At 43.7% G+C, this 19,013-nt stretch carries 13 protein-coding genes; 4 read left to right on the forward strand and 9 right to left on the reverse strand.

All coding sequences use genetic code 11. From position 1 onward, the window contains the following. Positions 1–13 precede the first annotated feature (13 nt). The 3 genes from ACMXYS_RS04725 to ACMXYS_RS04735 are packed head-to-tail and all read left to right on the forward strand — an operon-like array spanning position 14 to position 5,742. A complete protein-coding gene (locus ACMXYS_RS04725) occupies positions 14–4,657 on the forward strand; it encodes a protein kinase domain-containing protein (RefSeq protein ID WP_415897752.1) in 4,644 nt (1,547 codons plus the stop codon). A 9-nt stretch (positions 4,658–4,666) separates the two neighbouring features. Further along, positions 4,667–5,425 (forward strand): hypothetical protein, encoded by a 759-nt coding sequence (locus ACMXYS_RS04730; RefSeq protein WP_415897753.1) that lies wholly within the window; start codon positions 4,667–4,669, stop codon positions 5,423–5,425. A gap of 29 nt (positions 5,426–5,454) precedes the next feature. Further along, positions 5,455–5,742: a type VI secretion system PAAR protein gene (locus ACMXYS_RS04735; protein WP_415891242.1), complete on the forward strand. Its 288-nt coding sequence runs from the start codon at positions 5,455–5,457 to the stop codon at positions 5,740–5,742. A 146-nt stretch (positions 5,743–5,888) separates the two neighbouring features. Here ACMXYS_RS04735 and ACMXYS_RS04740 read toward each other — a convergent pair whose 3' ends face one another. The 9 genes from ACMXYS_RS04740 to ACMXYS_RS04780 all read right to left on the reverse strand — a co-directional run bounded on the left by ACMXYS_RS04740 (position 5,889) and on the right by ACMXYS_RS04780 (position 17,144). Continuing rightward, positions 5,889–6,167 (reverse strand): hypothetical protein, encoded by a 279-nt coding sequence (locus ACMXYS_RS04740; protein ID WP_415897754.1) that lies wholly within the window; start codon positions 6,165–6,167, stop codon positions 5,889–5,891. A 41-nt stretch (positions 6,168–6,208) separates the two neighbouring features. Further along, complete coding sequence (locus ACMXYS_RS04745) at positions 6,209–7,204, reverse strand: hypothetical protein (protein ID WP_415897755.1); 996 nt, start codon at positions 7,202–7,204, stop codon at positions 6,209–6,211. Between the two features lie 11 nt (positions 7,205–7,215). Continuing rightward, positions 7,216–7,398, reverse strand: coding sequence for a hypothetical protein (locus ACMXYS_RS04750; protein WP_415897756.1), 183 nt, complete (start codon positions 7,396–7,398; stop codon positions 7,216–7,218). A gap of 91 nt (positions 7,399–7,489) precedes the next feature. Beyond that, complete coding sequence (locus ACMXYS_RS04755; protein WP_415897757.1) at positions 7,490–8,491, reverse strand: hypothetical protein; 1,002 nt, start codon at positions 8,489–8,491, stop codon at positions 7,490–7,492. Positions 8,492–8,582: 91 nt separating this feature from the next. Next, the gene (locus tag ACMXYS_RS04760) at positions 8,583–9,584 is read right to left on the reverse strand and encodes a hypothetical protein (RefSeq protein WP_415897758.1); all 1,002 of its coding nucleotides are present in this window, start codon (positions 9,582–9,584) and stop codon (positions 8,583–8,585) included. A gap of 95 nt (positions 9,585–9,679) precedes the next feature. After that, positions 9,680–10,675, reverse strand: coding sequence for a hypothetical protein (locus ACMXYS_RS04765; RefSeq protein WP_415897759.1), 996 nt, complete (start codon positions 10,673–10,675; stop codon positions 9,680–9,682). A gap of 1 nt (position 10,676) precedes the next feature. Next, entirely contained in the window at positions 10,677–14,165 is a 3,489-nt protein-coding gene (locus ACMXYS_RS04770) for a hypothetical protein (RefSeq protein ID WP_415897760.1), read from the reverse strand. Then, positions 14,155–15,027 carry a DUF4123 domain-containing protein gene (locus ACMXYS_RS04775; protein WP_415897761.1) on the reverse strand — a complete coding sequence of 291 codons (873 nt, stop codon included), beginning with the start codon at positions 15,025–15,027 and terminating at the stop codon, positions 14,155–14,157. The genes ACMXYS_RS04770 and ACMXYS_RS04775 overlap by 11 nt, the downstream gene beginning before the upstream one ends. After that, positions 15,024–17,144 carry a type VI secretion system Vgr family protein gene (locus ACMXYS_RS04780; protein WP_415897762.1) on the reverse strand — a complete coding sequence of 707 codons (2,121 nt, stop codon included), beginning with the start codon at positions 17,142–17,144 and terminating at the stop codon, positions 15,024–15,026. Before ACMXYS_RS04780 ends, ACMXYS_RS04775 begins: the two co-directional genes overlap by 4 nt. A 347-nt stretch (positions 17,145–17,491) precedes the next feature. On the opposite strand from ACMXYS_RS04780, the gene tagH reads away from it, so the two are divergent. Beyond that, on the forward strand, positions 17,492–18,973 hold the full coding sequence (tagH, locus tag ACMXYS_RS04785; protein ID WP_415897763.1) for a type VI secretion system-associated FHA domain protein TagH: 1,482 nt from the start codon (positions 17,492–17,494) through the stop codon (positions 18,971–18,973). The last annotated feature ends 40 nt before the right edge of the window (positions 18,974–19,013 follow it).

Here is a 19,013-nt window from a genome sequence, read left to right on the forward strand (position 1 = left end):
TTAAGTAGAAGTCATGGAGTTATTTAAGGCTGAGCTACAACGTTATATTCGTAGCGAAACGGATTTACAGTCATTAAAGACCGTTATTCAAACCACCCTAATAAGCGATTCTAAAAATGCGGATCGTATCAAAGAGGGTTTAACTAAATTAGTTAAGGCCGGTCATATCGAGGCCGCTGTAGCTAAGGAGCTAACGGAGACCGTTGATTACTTTGTCGCGCGTCATAAAGCTCCAAGCCCCGAAGCGGTTACAGAGGATGGCACTGAAATAGCGGCAGAAGATCAAACACAAATATCAGCTAATCCTACATCCGATTCTGAAGATCAAACGGTTGTAGCTAAAACCGACCAAGCAGTGATGGTGAATGAGGATGAAGACCATACTCAGATTGCTCAGCGGGACGATGCTACACAAATTGTTCGAAGCGATGATGCAACAAAGATCGACGTAGCTGGAGATCGCTCTGGCTTTACCTCACCGACATCGAGAACGAGTAATACCAGTACAACAGCAAAATGGTCCAAGCCCTTCGAGGGCGAGTCAGATAAAACAGATCACACTCTCAATGTTGGTTCTATTATTAAAGACCGCTTCCGACTAATAGAATTTATTGGTTGCGGTGGTATGGGGGATGTCTTTAAAGCTGAGGACCAACGCCGTATCGATGCTCTGGACGTTGAAACATTAATCGCGATTAAAGTCCTTAATAATAATTTTAGAGACCATCCAGAATCGCTTCGTTCCTTGCAGCGCGAAGCACGAAAAACACAGAACCTTGCCCACCCTAATATCGTAAACGTATTCGATTTTGACCGCGATCAGCACCATGTTTATATGACCATGGAGCTGATGTTGGGTGAGCCGCTTAACAAGGTCATTAAGGCGAATCCAAAGGGTTTAGCTCTTGATACAGTATTTCGCTATGTAGCAGAAATGGGTGCTGCGCTGAGTTATGCGCACCGAAGGGATATCGTTCATTCCGACTTTAAGCCCAGTAATATCTTCCTCGATCAAAACACGATCAAGGTATTTGATTTTGGTATCGCACGAGCTGCAAAAGAGGGGCAAGCCGATACATTTGATGCCGGTGAACTAGGTGCATTAACGCCTAACTATGCATCCCCAGAAATGCTTGAAGGTGCGTTCCAGGCTGACCCTAAAGATGATATTTATGCTCTGGCTTGTATCACTTATGAGCTATTAACCGGTAAGCATCCTTTTATTGAAAAAGGTAAGAAAGTCCCTGCTGATCAGGCAAGAGATAAGGGGCTAGCGCCTGCGCCGATTAAGAGTTTAAAGCGCAAACAGTGGAAGGCATTGAAGCAAGGTTTAAGCTTTGATCCTGCACTTAGAACGCATTCGGTAGATCAATTCCTCCAAGGCTTCCTGCCAGAAGCACAGCAAGCGGGCTTATTGGCCAAATGGTATGTGTGGCCTTTAGCGGCGACCGTTTTATCGGCTTTGGCTTACTTCCCAGTTAGAGATTTTCTGGATGAAAAGGAGCTGGATGATTTAGCCAATGATTTAAAGAATGGCTCAGAAAGTGACATCTTAAACTGGTTGGGTGAAGTCGAGAGCATGCCTGAAGAAGAACGTATTCGTTACTTCAACGATACGCGGGTAAAAAGCTCGCTGACGAAATTCTTCATCACTCGAATGAATGACCAAATCAATGAAGATCAATACGCTGAAGCCGAACGTGTTGCAGCAAGAGCATTACAGATCTATGAGGATTCTCGTCGTTTATCAGATCAAAGGGAATTGGTTAGTAAACGTAAAGCAGGCCGTCTCAACGAGTTAAATATTGAGCTGAATAACTATCTGAGTAGCGAACTAAACCTATTTATTGAAAAGATAGAGCAATTCCCGAAACTGTTTGATTCCATCAAGCGAGTCGATTATAAAAACCCGATGCTTGAAGATCCTCGTGTTCCTCATAGGATGGTAGAAGCGGTTGATTGGTTAGTTGAGCAAAACCAATTTGAACGTGCTGAAACAGTGAGTGGGGTGGCTAAAGGGATTTTTCCTGAGAATCAGGCCATTCTCGTTGCTGACAATCAAATGAAGCAGCTAAAAGGTCGTTTTGAGCAAGCTAAACTCATTTCAAATTATGAGAAAGAGTTAGCCTCTGTTGACGAACTGAGACAGCTCTCTGATCTCTCTTCTTTCAAAGAGGCGGTATCTGAGCTTAATCGATTAGCGCCACAAAGTAAGACGTTAATCCAGTTTAAGAATCAAGCCTCCCCGATAATTGAAAGTAATCTAGCTAAGATGATGACGGAGGCACAATGGTTTTCAGCCAAAGATCAGTTTGCTCAATACCAGCTCTATCTAAGCGATGTTGCATCCAATGATTTAAGCCAGAAAATTGAGAAAGGTATCCAGTCATATCAGACCTCTTTGGCTGAGAATGAAAAAACGATTCTTAAGGCGATCGAGCAAGGTGATTTGGCCAAAGCCGCAAGGCTGTTAGATCAATTTGAGGCTCCGCCTGAAATTAAGCAAACGGTCGCAACACGTTTAGCTAAAGCCTATTTGAAAGATGCGCGTATCGCACGTGAAAACAGTCAATGGGAGCAATCAATCTCATTGATAGAGAAAGCACGTAGTATCAATACTGACGCCGGTTTTAGCCAATTACTTGATACAGAACTGCAGATTATTGAACAAAACCGCAACGCCTCGAGTTCAGGTGATATGAAGCAGCTTAAAGCGGACAGGGACGCAGAAATTGCTGATTATCAGAAGCAGCTGAATGTTCTTTTGACTCAGCCATTAAATTCATCGCTTCTTAATGATGTTCAACAGGCATTGGATAAAGTCGAGCAATTAAGACCAGATAACCCATTGCTTAAAGATATTCCGCAGCGCTTAGCATCGAGCTATCTAAACCAAGCTGAGCAACTTGAACAGCAAGGCAATTTAAAAGATGCTGCTGAATTACTTACTGAATATAACACGGCCTTTCCTGATAACCCTCAAATAGAAAGTGCCTTGAACACGTTTGATCAAGGGTTAGCAGAACAAGCGCAATCAGAACGTTTTAATCAGCTTAAACAGAACATTTCTCAGCAGTTGTCGCAAGTTAGTCAAAACGCCAATTGGGAATCTGAGCTCAATCAAAGCTTAAAAGAGATAGGTTCATTAGGTGCTACAGAGCATCAGATTGCTTCATTGAATACCAATATTGCTTTGCAGCTATCAAAAGTTGCTTCGCAATATTCGGATGAAAAGCGCTTCTCAGAGGCTCTCGATCTGCTAGCGAAAGCAGAAACCTTTGACCCAAGCTTAGGCACACTCAAGGGCTTAGAGCAGCAGATAACGGCGAGCCAAACAGCTTGGGAAAAAGATAAGCAGATTAAGAAGCTGCAGGCAGAAATTCAGGGCTTGAAACAAACCTTACAAACCCAGCTTCAAGCGAATGACCTCCCTCGTGCCGAACAAAGTTATAAGCAACTGCAAACAATGTTGGGTGAGAATGACCCTTATATTCAGAGTGAAGCGAACCCTGCTTTTGTTGAAACATACTTACGCTTAGCTGACCAATTAGCGCGGCAAACCAGGCTGTCTAAGGCGGCGCAGTTATTAGAGTCGGCTAAGAAGTACTCTGTTGATACTACCGTGATTGATGAAAAAATTGCTGGCTATAACCGCGATGCTAAATTGTGGCGTATTGGACAGGCAATCAGAAGTATCTCGTATGATTCGTTTGTATCAGCACATCAGCAATTGACCGAAATAGAGCCGGAACTGGAAGACGAGAGAGCTAAAAAATTACATACCGACCTGACCAATGCCGTGCTTAACCGGTATGAGCAGTTAAAGGGAAGCAGGGCTGAAGCTGCAAACAAACTAATCAGGAAAGCCAAAGAGCTTTACCCTGACCATGCAGAAATTCAGAAGATCAAACTTAATAAACTCGCAACTAAGCCTCCTGAACCAGAGCCCCCAGAACCAAAGCCGGAACCGGTTAAAACAGAAGAGGCTAAACCAGAAGTAACCGAGCAAAAGCCAAGCGTGCAACCGCCGAAAGTCACGGCTACAGGTAAAGCCTGTTCGCCTAGCCTGGCAGGGTTAGGTCGTAATGTTAAAGCGGTTTGCTATGACATGGTTTCGCAGCAAACCAAAGCGCCTTACATGATTGTAATTCCCTCTGGTGCTGGTGGACCGTTTGCAATAAGTAAATTTGAAATAAGCATTGATGATTACAACGCGTACTGTAAGCAAACGGGTTGTAGTGTGCGTTCTGGTAGTGGTCGATCACCGGTTACGGGTGTTAGTCAGAGCCAAGCAGTGGCGTATGCAAAATGGTTAACGCAGGTAACCGGTCATCAATATCGTTTACCTAAGTACAAGCAGTGGAAGCATGCTGCACTGTCCGGGAATAAGCGCCAGCCGAATAACTTTAACTGTCGTTTAATGCAGGGTGACACCATCTTGAAAGGGCACGCACCAGTGTCTGTTCGCAGTGGATCAGCTAACAACTGGGGCATGATCAACTATCTAGGTAACGTTCAAGAGTGGGTTATTCATCAAGGTGTAGCTAAAGCAGCGGGCGGGCATTACGCCGATAAGATGTCGAATTGCTCCGTGGATTTAGTCCGCAACGCTTCGGCTGATTCGAAAACTGGTTTTAGACTTGTCCGGTCGTTATAGGGGTAGGGAATGGCAACAACACTTCTAACATTAAGTAGACAGCATTCGGCTGGAAAAATCTCAACCGCCGACTACCGAGCGCAACGTCGTAATCTGGTGAATGAACAGGTCTTTCAGGTGGAAGATTGCACGCAGCCAGGTTTTGTTAACGAGCCTGAATTGGCCGAAGTGGTTGACTCAACTTTGCCTCCCGCTCAAACAGCGGATGAGCAAAGTGCGAATCAAGCTGCAGCTTTTCGCCATCCGAATTCGTCCGCTGTCATACCAGAACCTCCGCAAACACCGGCTTATACAATCAGCGAGAGATCTGAAAATCTGGTAGAGAGCAGTACGTTAAATACACGGAAAAGGCTTGAGGAATTGTCAAAACCTAAGTCTGAACCGGCCTATAATCATCAACCTGCTGAAGCACAGCATGTCTCATATAAAAAGATCTTATTAGCGTTGTTAATAGGCCTAGTTGTGACATCAATTATTACCGGCACCATGTTACTAACGCGAGATGAAAGACCTGCTATTGTTGTCGAAGACCCATTAATCACCAGTACCAACCTGCTTCTGGATAATCCTGATTGGCAGGTCGTTGATCTCAGAGTCTACCGAGTCCAGATAAAAGCGCAGAATCGCCCCATGCTGCCAGAACAGCACGCGCTTTTAGATTCAGTGAATCTCTATCTATCTGTACCGCTAGGCGGCACTGCTAGCGAACTGGATGTAGAGGTTCAGTTACTTAAAGAAGATCTATTGGTATTAAGAAACGTTAAATAAAGAATTGGAATTTTTCTAAGGAGAGAATCATGTCAAAAGCGGCCCGTTTAGGCGATATAGGCTCAGGCCATGGATGTTTTCCACCTACACCTGTCATTGCTGGAAGTGGCGATGTAGTAATCAACGGAATTCCTGCGGCAAGACAAGGTGATCCACTAGCTCCTCATGGCTGCGGCAATTGCCCTCCACATGGCCGATCTATATCCGGTGGCTCGGGCACTGTATTTATCAATGGCAAGCCTGCCGCAAGAGTGGGTGATGGCATTGATTGCGGCGGCTCTATAGCAGCTGGATCGGGTGATGTGATTATTGGTTGAAGTAGCTAGTGGCTAGAGCGCTGCGCTTCTAGTGGCTAGCGCCGAAGCCTTTACAGTGTCTTTTCAATCTTGAACGAGGCCAGAGTAAATTTAATGCTATTCATGCTAAAAATTACTCTGACTCTAATTATTTTGACTTAGTTATATTAAAGTATTCCAGGTAGTGATACCGGTGAAGATAGGAAGAATAAAAAAACGGCTAAGTAAAATAGCGCATGTATTCCTGCGATTGCGCCTGAAACTAACTTAACACGCCGGGATTTAGCACCAATACATATAACAAGACAAAACAGCCCAATAACCCAGCCTGCATAGACAAGGTACATACCTGTTAATATTCCTCCATCAGGTAGAGATAAAGCAATCATCAGAATGACCATGGTTAGCACAAAGCAATTTAGTATCCATTGGTAAATTTCGCGCATAAAAATCCTTTTTATTCAGTCCGCTTATTCTTGCGCTGGTTTCATCCAGCTTGGGTGCCGCCATTAAACAGATCGATCTCTGGGCCTTGGGTAGGCTTAAAGCGTTGCTCGGCTTGGAGTTCAAGTAGTGCCTCTTCAAACTCAACATCATCCATGGAGAACCAGTAATCTGGTTTGCGATTGTTGTTAGCATCCCAAGCCGCCGTGGTGGGGTCTTTTGCTCGGGCAGGCTCCAGTTCCGGTACATCAGACATCGGCTGGCTGGTGTCCATATAGCGTTGTATCAGGTTCCAGATTCGCTTTAACTCATCCGGTTGTTCGCTGGTGGTGAAGGTATGCAGGGGAATGCTGTCGGAGTAGCGATGATATCGGTGTACCAGATGGAGTTGATAGCTGAGTATCCCCTGATGGTTGGGAGTACTGACCAGATAACAGTCAAACTCCGAGAAAGGGTGGCTGTAAAGCTCTTTATTGTTTTTATACCGTGTCACCCTGCCAGTGCTACGGCTGAAGGTAAAATGTTTAACTGCTTTCATAAACCAAGGCATGGGCAAGTATCCACGGCCCGAAGCTTCGAAGTAGCCCCAGATTAGGGCTGAAGGGAGGAATATATATACTGTATATACGTATATAGTGCTTGTAAGGTCAGCGTATTGAAGTGTTTCGTGAATTATTGGTAAGACAATTATGGTTAAAATAAACACTGGACCTAGTATTACTACTGCACCTTTAGCAAACATAGTTAAATAAAAATAGATCCACCCCCATTTATTTAATGACCCTGCATTGTATTGGTTCTCATCCCAGTGGGTTTCGCCTTTATTTTCTTTAAGGCGCTGCTTGATCTCGGTTGGTGTGGGCTCCTCTATCATACTAACGGGAACAGCTTCGTTAGCCCGACTCCACGGCAGCGGATCGCCGCCCTGTAGAAGCTTTGTTAGGACGCCCTGTTCGGGACGGGGTTTCTGGTTGCTGTAATACTGACTGTCCCAGACGCTATCTTGATACTTGCCTTGCGGTGTTTCAATTTTATTCATCATAAGTCCTGTCATTGTTCCCAGCCAAATTCATCGGCCCACCAGTATTCCCCTTTGGTAAAGGTTGGGGTGGTGCTTGGGCTGCCGGCTTCTTTCTCTTTGTTTAACGGCGGGGTCGGGAAAGTATGTTCACCAATCAGTGCAGGAATATTGTTAGAGTAAGAGGCTATTTCTGAGGAGTTATAGTCCATCATGATGTTGCATATCCGTATGTATAGACCACTTCGCTCGCGAGAGGCTAGGACGCTGCGCTTCTAGTGGCTAGCGCCCAAGTCCTTTCTATTTTTAAGCTACGAAAGGCTCGTCCGGTTTCTTCCAGCGTAATATATCTTCCGCTTGAAGAGGAATGGATTGTTGCTCGTTTGCTCTGCGTTTCAGTTCCGCTTGATATTGTTCCTCATCCATATTGCGCCAGAAGTGGCTATCACGGCCAGTTTCTTTGTCATACGCCGCTGTCGTAGGGTCTAGGTGGCGATAGGCCTCAGACATAATGTTGTCCGGCATTGGTCGGCTGATATCCATGTACTGCTGCATCATATTCCAAAGCTGATAATACTCTTCAATAGGTGCGGTGAAGCCAAGTAAAGCGCCTAGGTCAACAGTATGCTTAGAGCCGTTGTAGCGATGAATTAAACGCATGGTGTAAAAGATCTCACCGTAATTGCCTGGGTTGGAAGCGAGATAGCAGTCAAATTCATGGAAGGGAGCGGCGAAAACCTCTTTATCTTTTTTGTAGATATGAACTTGACCTGTTTGGCGGCAGAGTTCGTAATCTTTACGTATTTTCATAAAGAAAGGGACTTTGCCGTTTCGGCCAGCGATTTTATGGTAGTAAAGCTGGAATAGAGCACTTGAGCCGTAAAAAATGCAAGAAAAGTAAAAGAGTGCTTGGAACGACATTTGGGCGTCAGGGTGGTTATGATTTCCATCCAAGTACAATACTGTGTATCCCATTATTAAAGAGAGTATTGTCAAAGGGAGGAAAAACTTTAGAAAAGTTTCCGTCGAAACTCCAATGAAATAAAAAAGCGCTAAGCCGAGGTTTGCTTTGCCCTTTGTATAGTTTTGGTGGTCCCAAGGGGATGCCATTTTCCGATCTTTGTAATCGTCTAACTCAATTTCTTCGGACAAGGAATAAGGCACTTGCCCTGAAATTCTGTTGAAGTTAAGGCGGTCGGCATTTGCTAGTTTAAATTTACCAAAGACGGTCTGTTTTAGCTCAGAAGGTTCGGATAAAGGTATGTTGTTAGAATCGTACGCCGTTTCTGAGTACTTTTGTTCCATCATTATGTAGCATTTCCGTATTTATAGACCGCTTCGCTCGCGAGTAGCTAGGACGCTGCGCTTCTGGTGGCTAGCGTCCAAGTCATTTCCATTTTTAAGCTACGAAAGGTTCGTCTGGTTTTTTCCAGCGTAATATATCTTCCGCTTGAAGAGGAATGGATTGTTGCTCTTTTGCTCTTCGCTTGAGTTCGGCTTGATATTGTTCCTCATTCATATTGCGCCAGAAGTGGCTATCACGGCCAGTTTCTTGGTCATACGCTGCTGTCGTAGGATCTAGATGGCGATAGGCCTCCGACATGATGTTATCCGGCATCGGGCGGCTGATATCCATGTACTGCTGCATCATATTCCAAAGCTGATAATACTCTTCAATAGGAGCTGTGAAGCCCAATAAAGCGCCTAGGTCAACAGTATGCTTGGAGCCGTTGTAGCGATGAATTAAACGCATGGTGTAAAAGATCTCACCGTAATTGCCTGGGTTGGACGCGAGATAGCAGTCAAATTCATGGAAGGGAGCGGCGAAAACCTCTTTATCTTTTTTATAGATATGTACCATGCCTGTTTGGCGGCTTAGCTCATAATCTTTACGTATTTTCATAAAGAAAGGGACTTTGCCGTTTCGGCCAGCGATTTTATGGTAGTAAAGCTGGAATAGAGCGCTTGAGCCGAAGAAAAGGCAAAAAAAGTACAATAAAATCTTTAACGTTAGAAGGGCCTCAGGATCATTATGATTACCATCAAAGTAAAGCCCTGAATACATTAATATAAAACCCACTACGGTTACAGGCAGAAAGAATTTTAAGAAGGTCTCTGTCGAAACACCAATAAAATAAAATAGCGCTAAGCCAAAGTTAGCTTTGCCTTTAGTGTATGTTTGGTGATCCCACGGAGATGCCATTTTCCTATCTTTATAGTCGTCTAATTCAATTTCTTCAGACAGTGAGTAGGGTACTTGTCCTGAGATTTGATTAAAGTTTAAGCGATCAGCATTAGCGAGCTTGAATTTTCGAAATACAGTCTGTTTTAACTCGGAAGGTCCAGTCTCAGGAATATTGTTTGAGTTATAGGCTGTTTCTGAATAGTGCTGATCCGTCATAATGTAGTATTTCCGTATGTATAGACCGCTTTGCTCGCGAGAGGCTAGGACGCTTTGCTTATAGTGGCTAGTGCTCTATTTGGTTCTTTTGTAGTTTAAGCTACAAAAGGTGCGTCTGGTTTTTTCCAGCGCATGATGTCTTCACCTTCCAAAGGAATGCTCTTTTGCGCTTCTTCTCTACGGGCTATTTCAGCTTTGTATTCTTTTGGAGTCATATTGCGCCAAAAGTGGCTATCACGGCCAGTTTCTTTGTCATAAGCAGCAGTCGTAGGGTCTAGGTGGCGATAGGCCTCAGACATAATGCTATCCGGCATCGGGCGGCTGATATCCATGTACTGCTGCATCATATTCCAAAGTTGGTAATACTCTTCTGGCGGGGCAGAATTACCGATGATTCCACCTAAATCTACTGTGTGCTTTGTACCTTGATATCGATGTACCAACTGCATGGTGTAAAAGAGTTCACCGTAGTTACCCGGATTTGATGCTAAGTAGCAGTCGAATTCGTAGAAAGGTGCAGAGAATACTTCTTTATCTTTTTTATAAATATGGACCATGCCAGTTTGGCGGCAGAGCTCGAATTCGCGATAGAATTTCAAAAAGAAAGGCGGGGTATCGTTGATGTAGGCGAGTTTTCGATAATAAAGCTGATAGAGAGCGCAAACCACAAAAAAAGAAAAGCAATAAAGAGAGAACTCAATAAACCAAGTATTAAATTCGCTTGTATTTTCGTTCTCAGATATAGCTATACCATAAATTAAACAAAGGCCTATGATAGTAATGGGTAAGAAAGATATTAAAAGAACATAGGTAAACGAACCAATAAAAAAGAACAAAACTGACCAAATATTTCCTTTTCCTTTGATATAGCTATTATGGCTCCAAGGGCTTTCCAAGGTCCTGTCTTTATATTCATTAAACTCAATGTCCCCTGAAAATGAGCCGGGTATCTGGTTCGTTACCCTGTTAAAGTTAAGCTTAGTGGCATTGGCTAGTTTAAACTTGCTAAGTAGGCTTGTATCGAGAGCTGATTTTTCTTGCTTTGGTAACTTGGTAGAGTTTAAGGCGGTGTCTGCGTAGTGCTGTTCCATATTAATATTCAATCCCTTTTTCGTAATCGCTTAGCCAGCCTAGCTGATCGGAGTCGGAAAAGTCAGGATGGTCACTGATCTTACTGAGCGAAGCTTTGCCTTTATGCATCTCCGGAGCTGGAAAGCTGTAATCGTTTACCTGAAGTTTTAACCTGAGTTGCCACTCAGAATAGGTTTTATTAACGAGCTTTTGGGCTGCTCCTAGGTGGCTTTTACCTGTAGCTGACTTTAAATAATGGATCATGCCATGATCGGTCTGAAAACTGTATAGCGTTTTGCTTGAGAAGGCCCTGCCTGTTTTAATGGGATGCCCTCCCATTATATTACCACCGCTCATTTGGCGCTTTATTTCAACTTCTTGTAGATCTAGTTGATAGTTGGCCTGATGTTCTTCATTAGAAAGCAGACTTTGGATGTTCCCATTGACTGTAATTTGGGTGTCAATGCCGGTTTGTTTAAGGTATTGGTAATGTTCAGCCGGGAGTTTTCCTTGTTTCAGGGGCTCAATTTTAACTTGGGTATTGAGCATAATATTAATTAGGTGATACCACGCAAAGGCTGGATCATTATTTAGATCTACGTATTTTTCTGCATCGGAACCATATCCGAAAGGACCATGTTTTAACCAGATCTCTATTTCTTCATCAGTTAATAATATTGCGGCAGCAAGAGCTGCCAAAGTACCTGCAATAATTAACCAGCCTATAGGCCCTAGCGCAGCTTTAGTGATAATTCCGTAGAATGAGGTGAGTAATAGTCCTGTACCTGCGACACCCATGGCGATGGCGGCATCCTTGTCTTGCCTTTCAAGAAGCCTTAGAGCCTCCCAATAGGTCATTACTGCCGTAAATACGCCCGCACCAAAAGACATTATGTTCAATACTGAGATTGCTCCAGGAATAGTTTTTGCTAATGTCGGGCTGAGGCGCGCTACAATGGGCTTTGCTAGCTTAGGCATTGCGACGACTTGTTGGGTCCATTTCGGGGTGTAGCTATTAGAAATAAATTTTAATAATTGAAGGCTTGCTACAGTAAGATCAAGGGTTGCGCTTAGGGTATTGAGACCTGAGAATGCTTTTTCGTCAAAGTTGAAAGCTTTTATTACTCTGGAAAGATTAATCAACTCCAGTGCAGCAATAAAATAAGGAACCCTATATTTCGTAATGGTTCTTTGTGCGCGTAAACCCAGTGATAGGTCAAGTCGTTGTTGCTCAGTAAGCTCATCTACAGGAATGTGAAGCAGTTTAAGGCCTTTCAGTGCGGTAACGCCTCGGTCAGTATCGAGCCCTTGTTTAACTGTCTTTGGGTTTGAATTGAGGTTAACTGTCTGATTAGTATCAGGGCTGTGTATTTTAAAGGCCGCTTTTTGTTTCCTCTCATATTTATCTTTTTCTAAACCAGTTAATCCCCACTTTAAACCATCGCCTTCCACGCCAATGATTAGATGCTTCCCAGATATAACATTACTTACATCATCAAAACGCAGTTCTTTAAGGGTTTCGTTAGCGATTGCCTTTAGTTGTCTTAGGTTACTAACAAAAACCTTTTCAAACTGGGTCTTATAGCTAACTTGTTTGAGCTGGTCTGAGCTGATCACTTTAAGAACGGCATTACTGTATATAGAGATAATTTCATCAGTAAATAAGATCGCGCGGCGAACAACTCCGAATCCCTCGTCAGTTTCTGTATCGGTGGCTTTAAAAATTGCTGCAGCCATACCTATTTCTACGGTATGTAGTTCTTCATCTAGGTTCAGATTAGTTTCGTTCCAGCGCGTTAAATTTGCTGTTGTTGCTAGGCCTGAACCATCATTTTTGGGTGCGGGTGGGATATAGGCAGCGTCTAAGGGGACTTCTGTTTTATTAGGAAACAGTACTGGGTGTAGAGGGTGACTGCTGTCTTCTTCGATGATTGCTATTAGTGTGTTAGTTGCCGCGTGTTTTTTCCTTTCTTCTGGCGCAATCAGAGGGTTATCCATTTCTGCATCGATCAGTAGGGCATTGATAGCAGGGCAACAGAAGAGGTGAGATGTGGCAGCATTTACGCCGTTTAGGGCACCCATGTCACGGATACTTTGTACTAAGGTTTTATCGCTCAGCAGTTTTGATAGCCCATACTGCATTGCTGGAATCTCTTTTGTGTATTGGCTGCGTTCTGCTGTGCGTAAGGTGCGATGAAAGGTGCCGTTGCTGCTTAAGTCCATATATTTACTGTACTTACGCAGCTCGTTCCGCTTGCCATTATGGTTCTCTGCCAGAATTAGGCGTGAGATAAGTTCGGCGCTAAGGAAGTGGTCTTTGTCTTCACAGAGTTGTTTTATTTGTTGAAAATAAGCGCTGGCTGATTGGATTAGGTGTACGTGATTTCGCACTTTAAATAAAGGGTCTTCAGCTGTAAATGTGCGTAGGTGGTTTTGTTTTGCTTGAGCCCAGCAGTCTTTTTCTGGCTCCGATGTCCAGATATCTTCTGGAAACAGAGGTTCTTTGTCGTTGGCGATAGCGCAGGCGGTTGCTCGTAGTGCGTAATCTGCTTTGCAGCGTAGGTCTCCAAAAGCGGTGGATACATACTCTGTATCATCAGCGAGTAGTTTTTGTTCTTTTTTGACTACGTCATAGCGTTCTTTTAGGAAGGTGCCTTTAACGTCCCTTGTTAATTCGACAGCATCTGATACTAGCATCTCTATATCAGGTGAGCGGTTGCGCATTTCTTGTAGATTCGAGACTTTGCTAATTTTACTTCGCTTCATACGGAGCTTAAGTTGGTCTTGGTTTTGCTCTAAATAGTTGATGCGCTCAGCCGTCCATTGTACTTCTGAGAATGCGATCAAAACACTTCCATCAAGTTTGGAGCCATTTCTTTTACCGGGAATCCAGATCTCTGTGAGTGGTACACCGGTAGTGTCACGTTTGCCTATTTTGATGGGATTCGACTTAAGGCTATCCGCCCATTCCAAGTGGTTTACGGGTGTTTCGCGAAAAGACTGTAGATTCACATCACGGAATGTATATTCGTCACCGGGGATTACTTCGATTTCACGCCATACTTGGAACCTTGAGCCATAAGGGGCTTTATAAGCGATATAGATAAAGCCTCCACGGGGTGGGGCGATATGATCCAACTTATATTCTGCATCCACACTTTGCATAAATAGTGAGGGTAGGCAGGCATGGAGGAGGTAGTCTTGCTCTTGGTTTTCTTTACGCTTGGTTTCATAGGCAGAACGGAAAAGGGGCAGTTTAATGGGTTCCCCTTTTTCGGTTTTAACTTCTAACCAGACGTTATTGGAAACTTCGCCAGTCCAATCCCAATCGTAAATGGTGGTTTCATCAAGCACTAGTGTTTGTTTAGTCGCCTCGATACCGCTTTTAGCCGTTTTATCTAATGTATCGTAAAAGCGTATTTGGTGTTCATCCCCATGGTTGATACCCGTGACTTCAATATGAAAACGGTCTTTTTCACAGGCTGCTTTTTTATGGCCGTTATTCTGCATTGTGTAACTCCATGTCCTGTTGTTGCATCCTTTCTAGCAGCGATAAACGTTGGGGGTTGTCTAACTTTTTAAGCTGGGCTAATAGTTTTTTCGCGTGATCAGGGTGTTGGTTGATCGCTTGGAAAAATAGATGGGTCATCTCTGTGTTATTAAACATGTCGAGGGTTTCAGCCTGTATGGTCAGTGCTCGTATGTTTTTGAATTCAGAGAGGCTTAGCTCAATCTCATCACTTGTTTGCCAATTAAGAATCAGTTGATCGATCGGCCCAATCTTTAAAGCTGATTGTTGTGTTTCGGTTAGCGCGTAATCTTGGTTGGTATTTACAACTTGTAGCTGATTATCAGCTGCTTCATTAGTTTGGACTCTCCAAGCGATCTCATCTTGAATGTTTGCTAACGGTGAATGCCAGATAATGGCGCTGATGCAGTTCATCCATTCAAGGGTGTCGGCTTTAGATGATTCCGAGAGCAGGTAGTGAGCCACGGCGGGAAGCTGGTAGTGCAGTACGCCTTTTTGTTCATTTCCAAATTTTACAAACAATCGATTACGGAGCAGTGTGATCAATTGTGAAAAGCTAACCTCTGTTGGCGCATAGATTAAGATCCCTTGCCAACCTGTTTTTGTTTCGGTGTTATGTTCAAACACTTTTAGAATCGCGCTCTGTTCTTTGATTTCGCACAGCCATGGGCTGGCATGACTCAAAGACTCTAGTGGAGTTGTTTCAAATAGAGGCGCTCGATAGGTATCAGTGTTTGCATAGAGATCGCGCAGCATCTCTTTATGAGGGCTTGCGAGTAGATACAGGCGCTGAGAACTATCGATATCTGTTTTTAGCCGAGTAATTAGATTATTGAGCTTCATTTGTTGTTACCGCACGGGCAGTGGCTTAGCGGGCAGCTACCATCTTTTTGTAGCTGGCACATTTCGGTAATTGGGAGGTTCGCTTGGCGATCACTCTCCATGCGGTGGGCCATAAGTGCAGATGCACTCCAAGGTGATTCTGTAGCCAACTGCGGCGTCACATTACCTGCTTTGTCTATATCTGCTTCAAGCGGTGGTGTTGGTGGAATAGGTGAGGCTTTTTGCGCCGAAGGAGCTGAGCCGCCTGAGTTAAGGTTTACCTTTGCACCGTTAACCGTTACGCCGCCCGGGTTTACATTAATGCCGCTGCCACCGGCGGATAAAACCATATCAACGCCAGCTTCGAGTACGATTTTGTTACCCGCTTTGATATGGATATTTTGACCGGCACCGGTGGTTTGATTCTGTTTGATCTGGATATGACGTTCTTTATCGACAATAAGATGCTGATCATTGTCGCTTTGGCGATGGAAGTTACCGTCCGTTAAGGCGTTTTCTTTCGCGCGGAATTCACGGTATTCGTTGTTGATCTGTATCCAGTGATGATCTTGGCCGACCCATTCTTTGTGATCGTTTTTAACGCGTTGATCAAAGTCTTTTTGGGCGTGAATAAAAACTTGTTCTTGAGCTTTTAAGTCTTCGATGCGGATCTCATTAAAGCCTTCTCCGCCTTTTGTGGAGTTGGTTTTAATGGTGCTCATGGTTTTGCACTCAGGAAGCGGGTAAGGAGTGCGGTTTAAACCATGATAGACCCTGCCGGTAATGATAGGGCGATCTGGATTACCATCTAGGAAATCGACAATGACCTCTTCACCAATACGTGGAATAAAAATGCCGCCGAAAGCGCCACCAGCGTGGTTTTGGCTGACCCGTATCCAGCAGGAGCTTTGTTCATCCATCTGGCCTTCGCGATCCCAATGGAATTGCACTTTAACGCGGCCGTGTTCGTCGGTGTAAATCTCTTCACCTTCGGGACCGGTAACAATTGCCGTTTGGGTACCTTTTATTTTGGGGCGAGGTGTTTTTCTTGCTGGGGTAAAAGGCGTTGTAAAAGGTATACCGTGAATAAGGTTGGTATATTTAGAGCCTTCGGTTGTTGCGCCAACTTCTAATACTTGTGGTTGCGCGCAATTATGCTCAATGTGAGTAATTAAATACTCAATATTATGCGTTTCAACTTCGTGATCAGTTAATTCAAAACTATAGCCAGGAAGTAATCTATTAATATCTGATTCGGCAATAATATGTTTTCTAAAACTATTATTCGCTTGGTTTAAATTCGTTGATAAAGCATCACCGCGATCAGATTCAATAAACTCACCAGGGTATTCGTAGATCTCCAAAGGGGTATCTAGTTCGTGGCTATCATCAGAAGTTAGAGTGAGATTGGGCTTTTTAAAGTCGTAATCTCGTATGGATACTTTGCCACTTTTAACGGCCTCTCTATAGCGGAATTTGAAGATGTGCTGTTCGCGGACTGCACCTTGAGCATCATGAAAGTAGGGCAGCTCTCTTTCGCCGCTAATCGGATGATTAGTTAGTGATGAATCAGTAAAAACAAGGATATGCTTGTCATAGTGGTGTTCGAAGTAGTAGTGAATCCCTTCGAATTCTAACAGGCGTTGAATAAAGTCTTTATCGCTTTCTCTGTACTGAACGCAGTATTCTCTCGGTGTATAGGGATTACTAAGCTCAAAACGGAATTCATCAGTCTGTAGGCCAGATTCTGTAAGGGTTTGAGTAATGATTTCTTGTGCAGATTTAAATTGAAATATACGGCTGTTTATTCGATAACGAAGCGGCCATAACTTGGGAACAAGGGTGATGTAATAGGTGGTTTGCTTAACCCCGGTTTCACCTAGTTCTGCGGTAGAAATGATGCCGTGAATGTAGCGAGTATGCTCATTTTCATCACAGCTTTGATCCAAAAGCTTTACCACTGCTGAGCGGTTAAGAAGCGAGACGAGGTCTATTTCTGGGTTTTCAGATACAACTTCTAACGATATTTCAAAAGCCGTTGAGAGGGTCTCAAAACCACTCATACGTACGAGTTGAAAGGTATCGTCTTGCTCTGCAATGTTAAAGAAAAAGCGTTCTTCATCCGCTTTCAGAAACATGTAAGTTCCCTCTTATGTTCCTATAGGTTGGGCCAGTAAAAATAAAGATGCTTCCCGCATCTAAATAAAGTTTGTCACCATAACCTAATGCATTAAATAAGTTAATTGTTTTTATTAGCAGGTTGTGTGCCAAAGCAATAATATTTATTTTTGAATTAATGTTCGTTTTGTTATTGCGAATAAAAATTCTCATTTACCCAAAAAAAAAGGGGTTTTATGGGGCTTTTATTCTCATTTATATTGCTGTATCTTGCCTGCACAAATTGATCCAATGGTAGTAAATTACATTAAGTAAGTAGCCTTGTTTCATTTAATACGGATGTTGGTTTTTAATGTAGGGATGATTTATGTCGGCTATTTTGCAGCTCAGACTTATTGCGTTTAGGGGATTGGCACCAGCTGTTTCTCAAATGCGCGAGTTTGATCAAGACGAGGTTCTTATCGGTCGTGCGCCAGATAATGACTTTGTGGTCGAAGATCCTGAGCGTTACTGTTCCCGATACCACGCCCGTTGCTACCGCGCCGATAATCAATTCTTTGTTGAAGATACAAGCACTCCTGGTACTCAAGTTAATGCAGGGCATCACTTAGGACGAGGGCATCGTCATCGCTTAGTGAGTGGTGATCTACTGCATATTGGGGAGTGTCAGATTCAAGTTGATCTTATCGAGTCTGCTCAGCCAGTAGCTGCCCAAGAAGTGGGTGCTTTTTCCATCGATGATTTCTTCTCTGATGGTGGTGCCTCTGATCAAATTGAAGCACCTGTAAATAAAGTTCCACTGCCTAATATTCCCCACACGACCTCTGCAGATTTTTACGATTCCATAGCGCCGCAAAATAATATGCCTCCTAGACATGTTGATGGCTATGAGGTTGAGTCGCATGAGCAGCATTTTGCTGATCCAGCTACCTCCGTAAGTATTGAGCAGAATGCTGCCCAAGCTGTAACTATGCAAGCTGTAACTATGGATGATGCGCCAGTAGCGCCTGTCCCAGTAGAGCAGCCTTACATGGAGCAGCATTTGGATGCTTATGATCAGGCTGTTGTGATGCCTGAGGTCAATGCAGCACATGTCAGTTCACAGATCAGTGACGCACTAATCCCTGAAGTGCAGCCGGTTCCTTCGACCGTTCAACAGGCTCCAGTTCATGAGGCTGTAGTTGAGGAGGCTTTAGTTCAGGAGGCTATAGTTCAGCAGGCTTCAGCTCAACAAAGTCCGGCCCAGCAAGCTCCTAAAAGTGATGTTGATAGTTTAGCGATTAAAGCATTTTTACAGGGTTTAGATGTTCAACCTTCTGATCTTGTAGGGCGAAATAAAGAAGAGATTATGTTCTCTGCAGGTCAGATGCTGCGAGTTTTAACTCAAGGCATTATGGAGATTTTGCTTAGCCGTAATGATGTAAAAAAAGAGTTTGGCATGGATGTTACTCGCATTGGTGCTCAACAGAATAACCCTCTTAAATTTAGCCAGAACTCAGGTGAAGCGATGATCAAACTGCTGACCGAGGCTGAAGGTTATATGTCTGCACATGAGGCAGTTAAAGAAGGGGTTGTGGATGCAAAAGCTCATCAAGTGGCAGTTATGTCGGGTATGCAGAGCGCGATTGTATCTATGCTAGAGCGTTTTCGACCTGAATCACTCGAAGAGCAATTAACTTCGAAGTTTGTCCTTTCCCGGAAAGGTAAATACTGGGAGATGTATAAGGACGCATACCAGCAACTTGTTTCTGAAGCAGAGGATGATTTTAACGCTTTGTTTGGCGATGAGTTTACTCAGGTTTATCAGCAACAGGTTCGAGAGATCGAGTCGAGTTATTCGCAAGATTAATTTTTCAAAATCTTAGAAGCATTGATTTACTGTAAAAGGG

The organism is Neptuniibacter sp. QD57_21, from assembly GCF_047778075.1.
GTDB lineage: Bacteria > Pseudomonadota > Gammaproteobacteria > Pseudomonadales > Balneatricaceae > Neptuniibacter.

What these genes read in the sequence shown, in the direction of transcription:
- ACMXYS_RS04725 (WP_415897752.1), top strand. Translation starts at nt 14, where the DNA reads ATGGAGTTATTTAAGGCTGAGCTACAACGTTATATTCGTAGCGAAACG.
- ACMXYS_RS04730 (WP_415897753.1), top strand. Translation starts at nt 4,667, where the DNA reads ATGGCAACAACACTTCTAACATTAAGTAGACAGCATTCGGCTGGAAAA.
- ACMXYS_RS04735 (WP_415891242.1), top strand. Translation starts at nt 5,455, where the DNA reads ATGTCAAAAGCGGCCCGTTTAGGCGATATAGGCTCAGGCCATGGATGT.
- ACMXYS_RS04740 (WP_415897754.1), bottom strand. Translation starts at nt 6,167, where the DNA reads ATGCGCGAAATTTACCAATGGATACTAAATTGCTTTGTGCTAACCATG.
- ACMXYS_RS04745 (WP_415897755.1), bottom strand. Translation starts at nt 7,204, where the DNA reads ATGAATAAAATTGAAACACCGCAAGGCAAGTATCAAGATAGCGTCTGG.
- ACMXYS_RS04750 (WP_415897756.1), bottom strand. Translation starts at nt 7,398, where the DNA reads ATGATGGACTATAACTCCTCAGAAATAGCCTCTTACTCTAACAATATT.
- ACMXYS_RS04755 (WP_415897757.1), bottom strand. Translation starts at nt 8,491, where the DNA reads ATGATGGAACAAAAGTACTCAGAAACGGCGTACGATTCTAACAACATA.
- ACMXYS_RS04760 (WP_415897758.1), bottom strand. Translation starts at nt 9,584, where the DNA reads ATGACGGATCAGCACTATTCAGAAACAGCCTATAACTCAAACAATATT.
- ACMXYS_RS04765 (WP_415897759.1), bottom strand. Translation starts at nt 10,675, where the DNA reads ATGGAACAGCACTACGCAGACACCGCCTTAAACTCTACCAAGTTACCA.
- ACMXYS_RS04770 (WP_415897760.1), bottom strand. Translation starts at nt 14,165, where the DNA reads ATGCAGAATAACGGCCATAAAAAAGCAGCCTGTGAAAAAGACCGTTTT.
- ACMXYS_RS04775 (WP_415897761.1), bottom strand. Translation starts at nt 15,027, where the DNA reads ATGAAGCTCAATAATCTAATTACTCGGCTAAAAACAGATATCGATAGT.
- ACMXYS_RS04780 (WP_415897762.1), bottom strand. Translation starts at nt 17,144, where the DNA reads ATGTTTCTGAAAGCGGATGAAGAACGCTTTTTCTTTAACATTGCAGAG.
- tagH (WP_415897763.1), top strand. Translation starts at nt 17,492, where the DNA reads ATGTCGGCTATTTTGCAGCTCAGACTTATTGCGTTTAGGGGATTGGCA.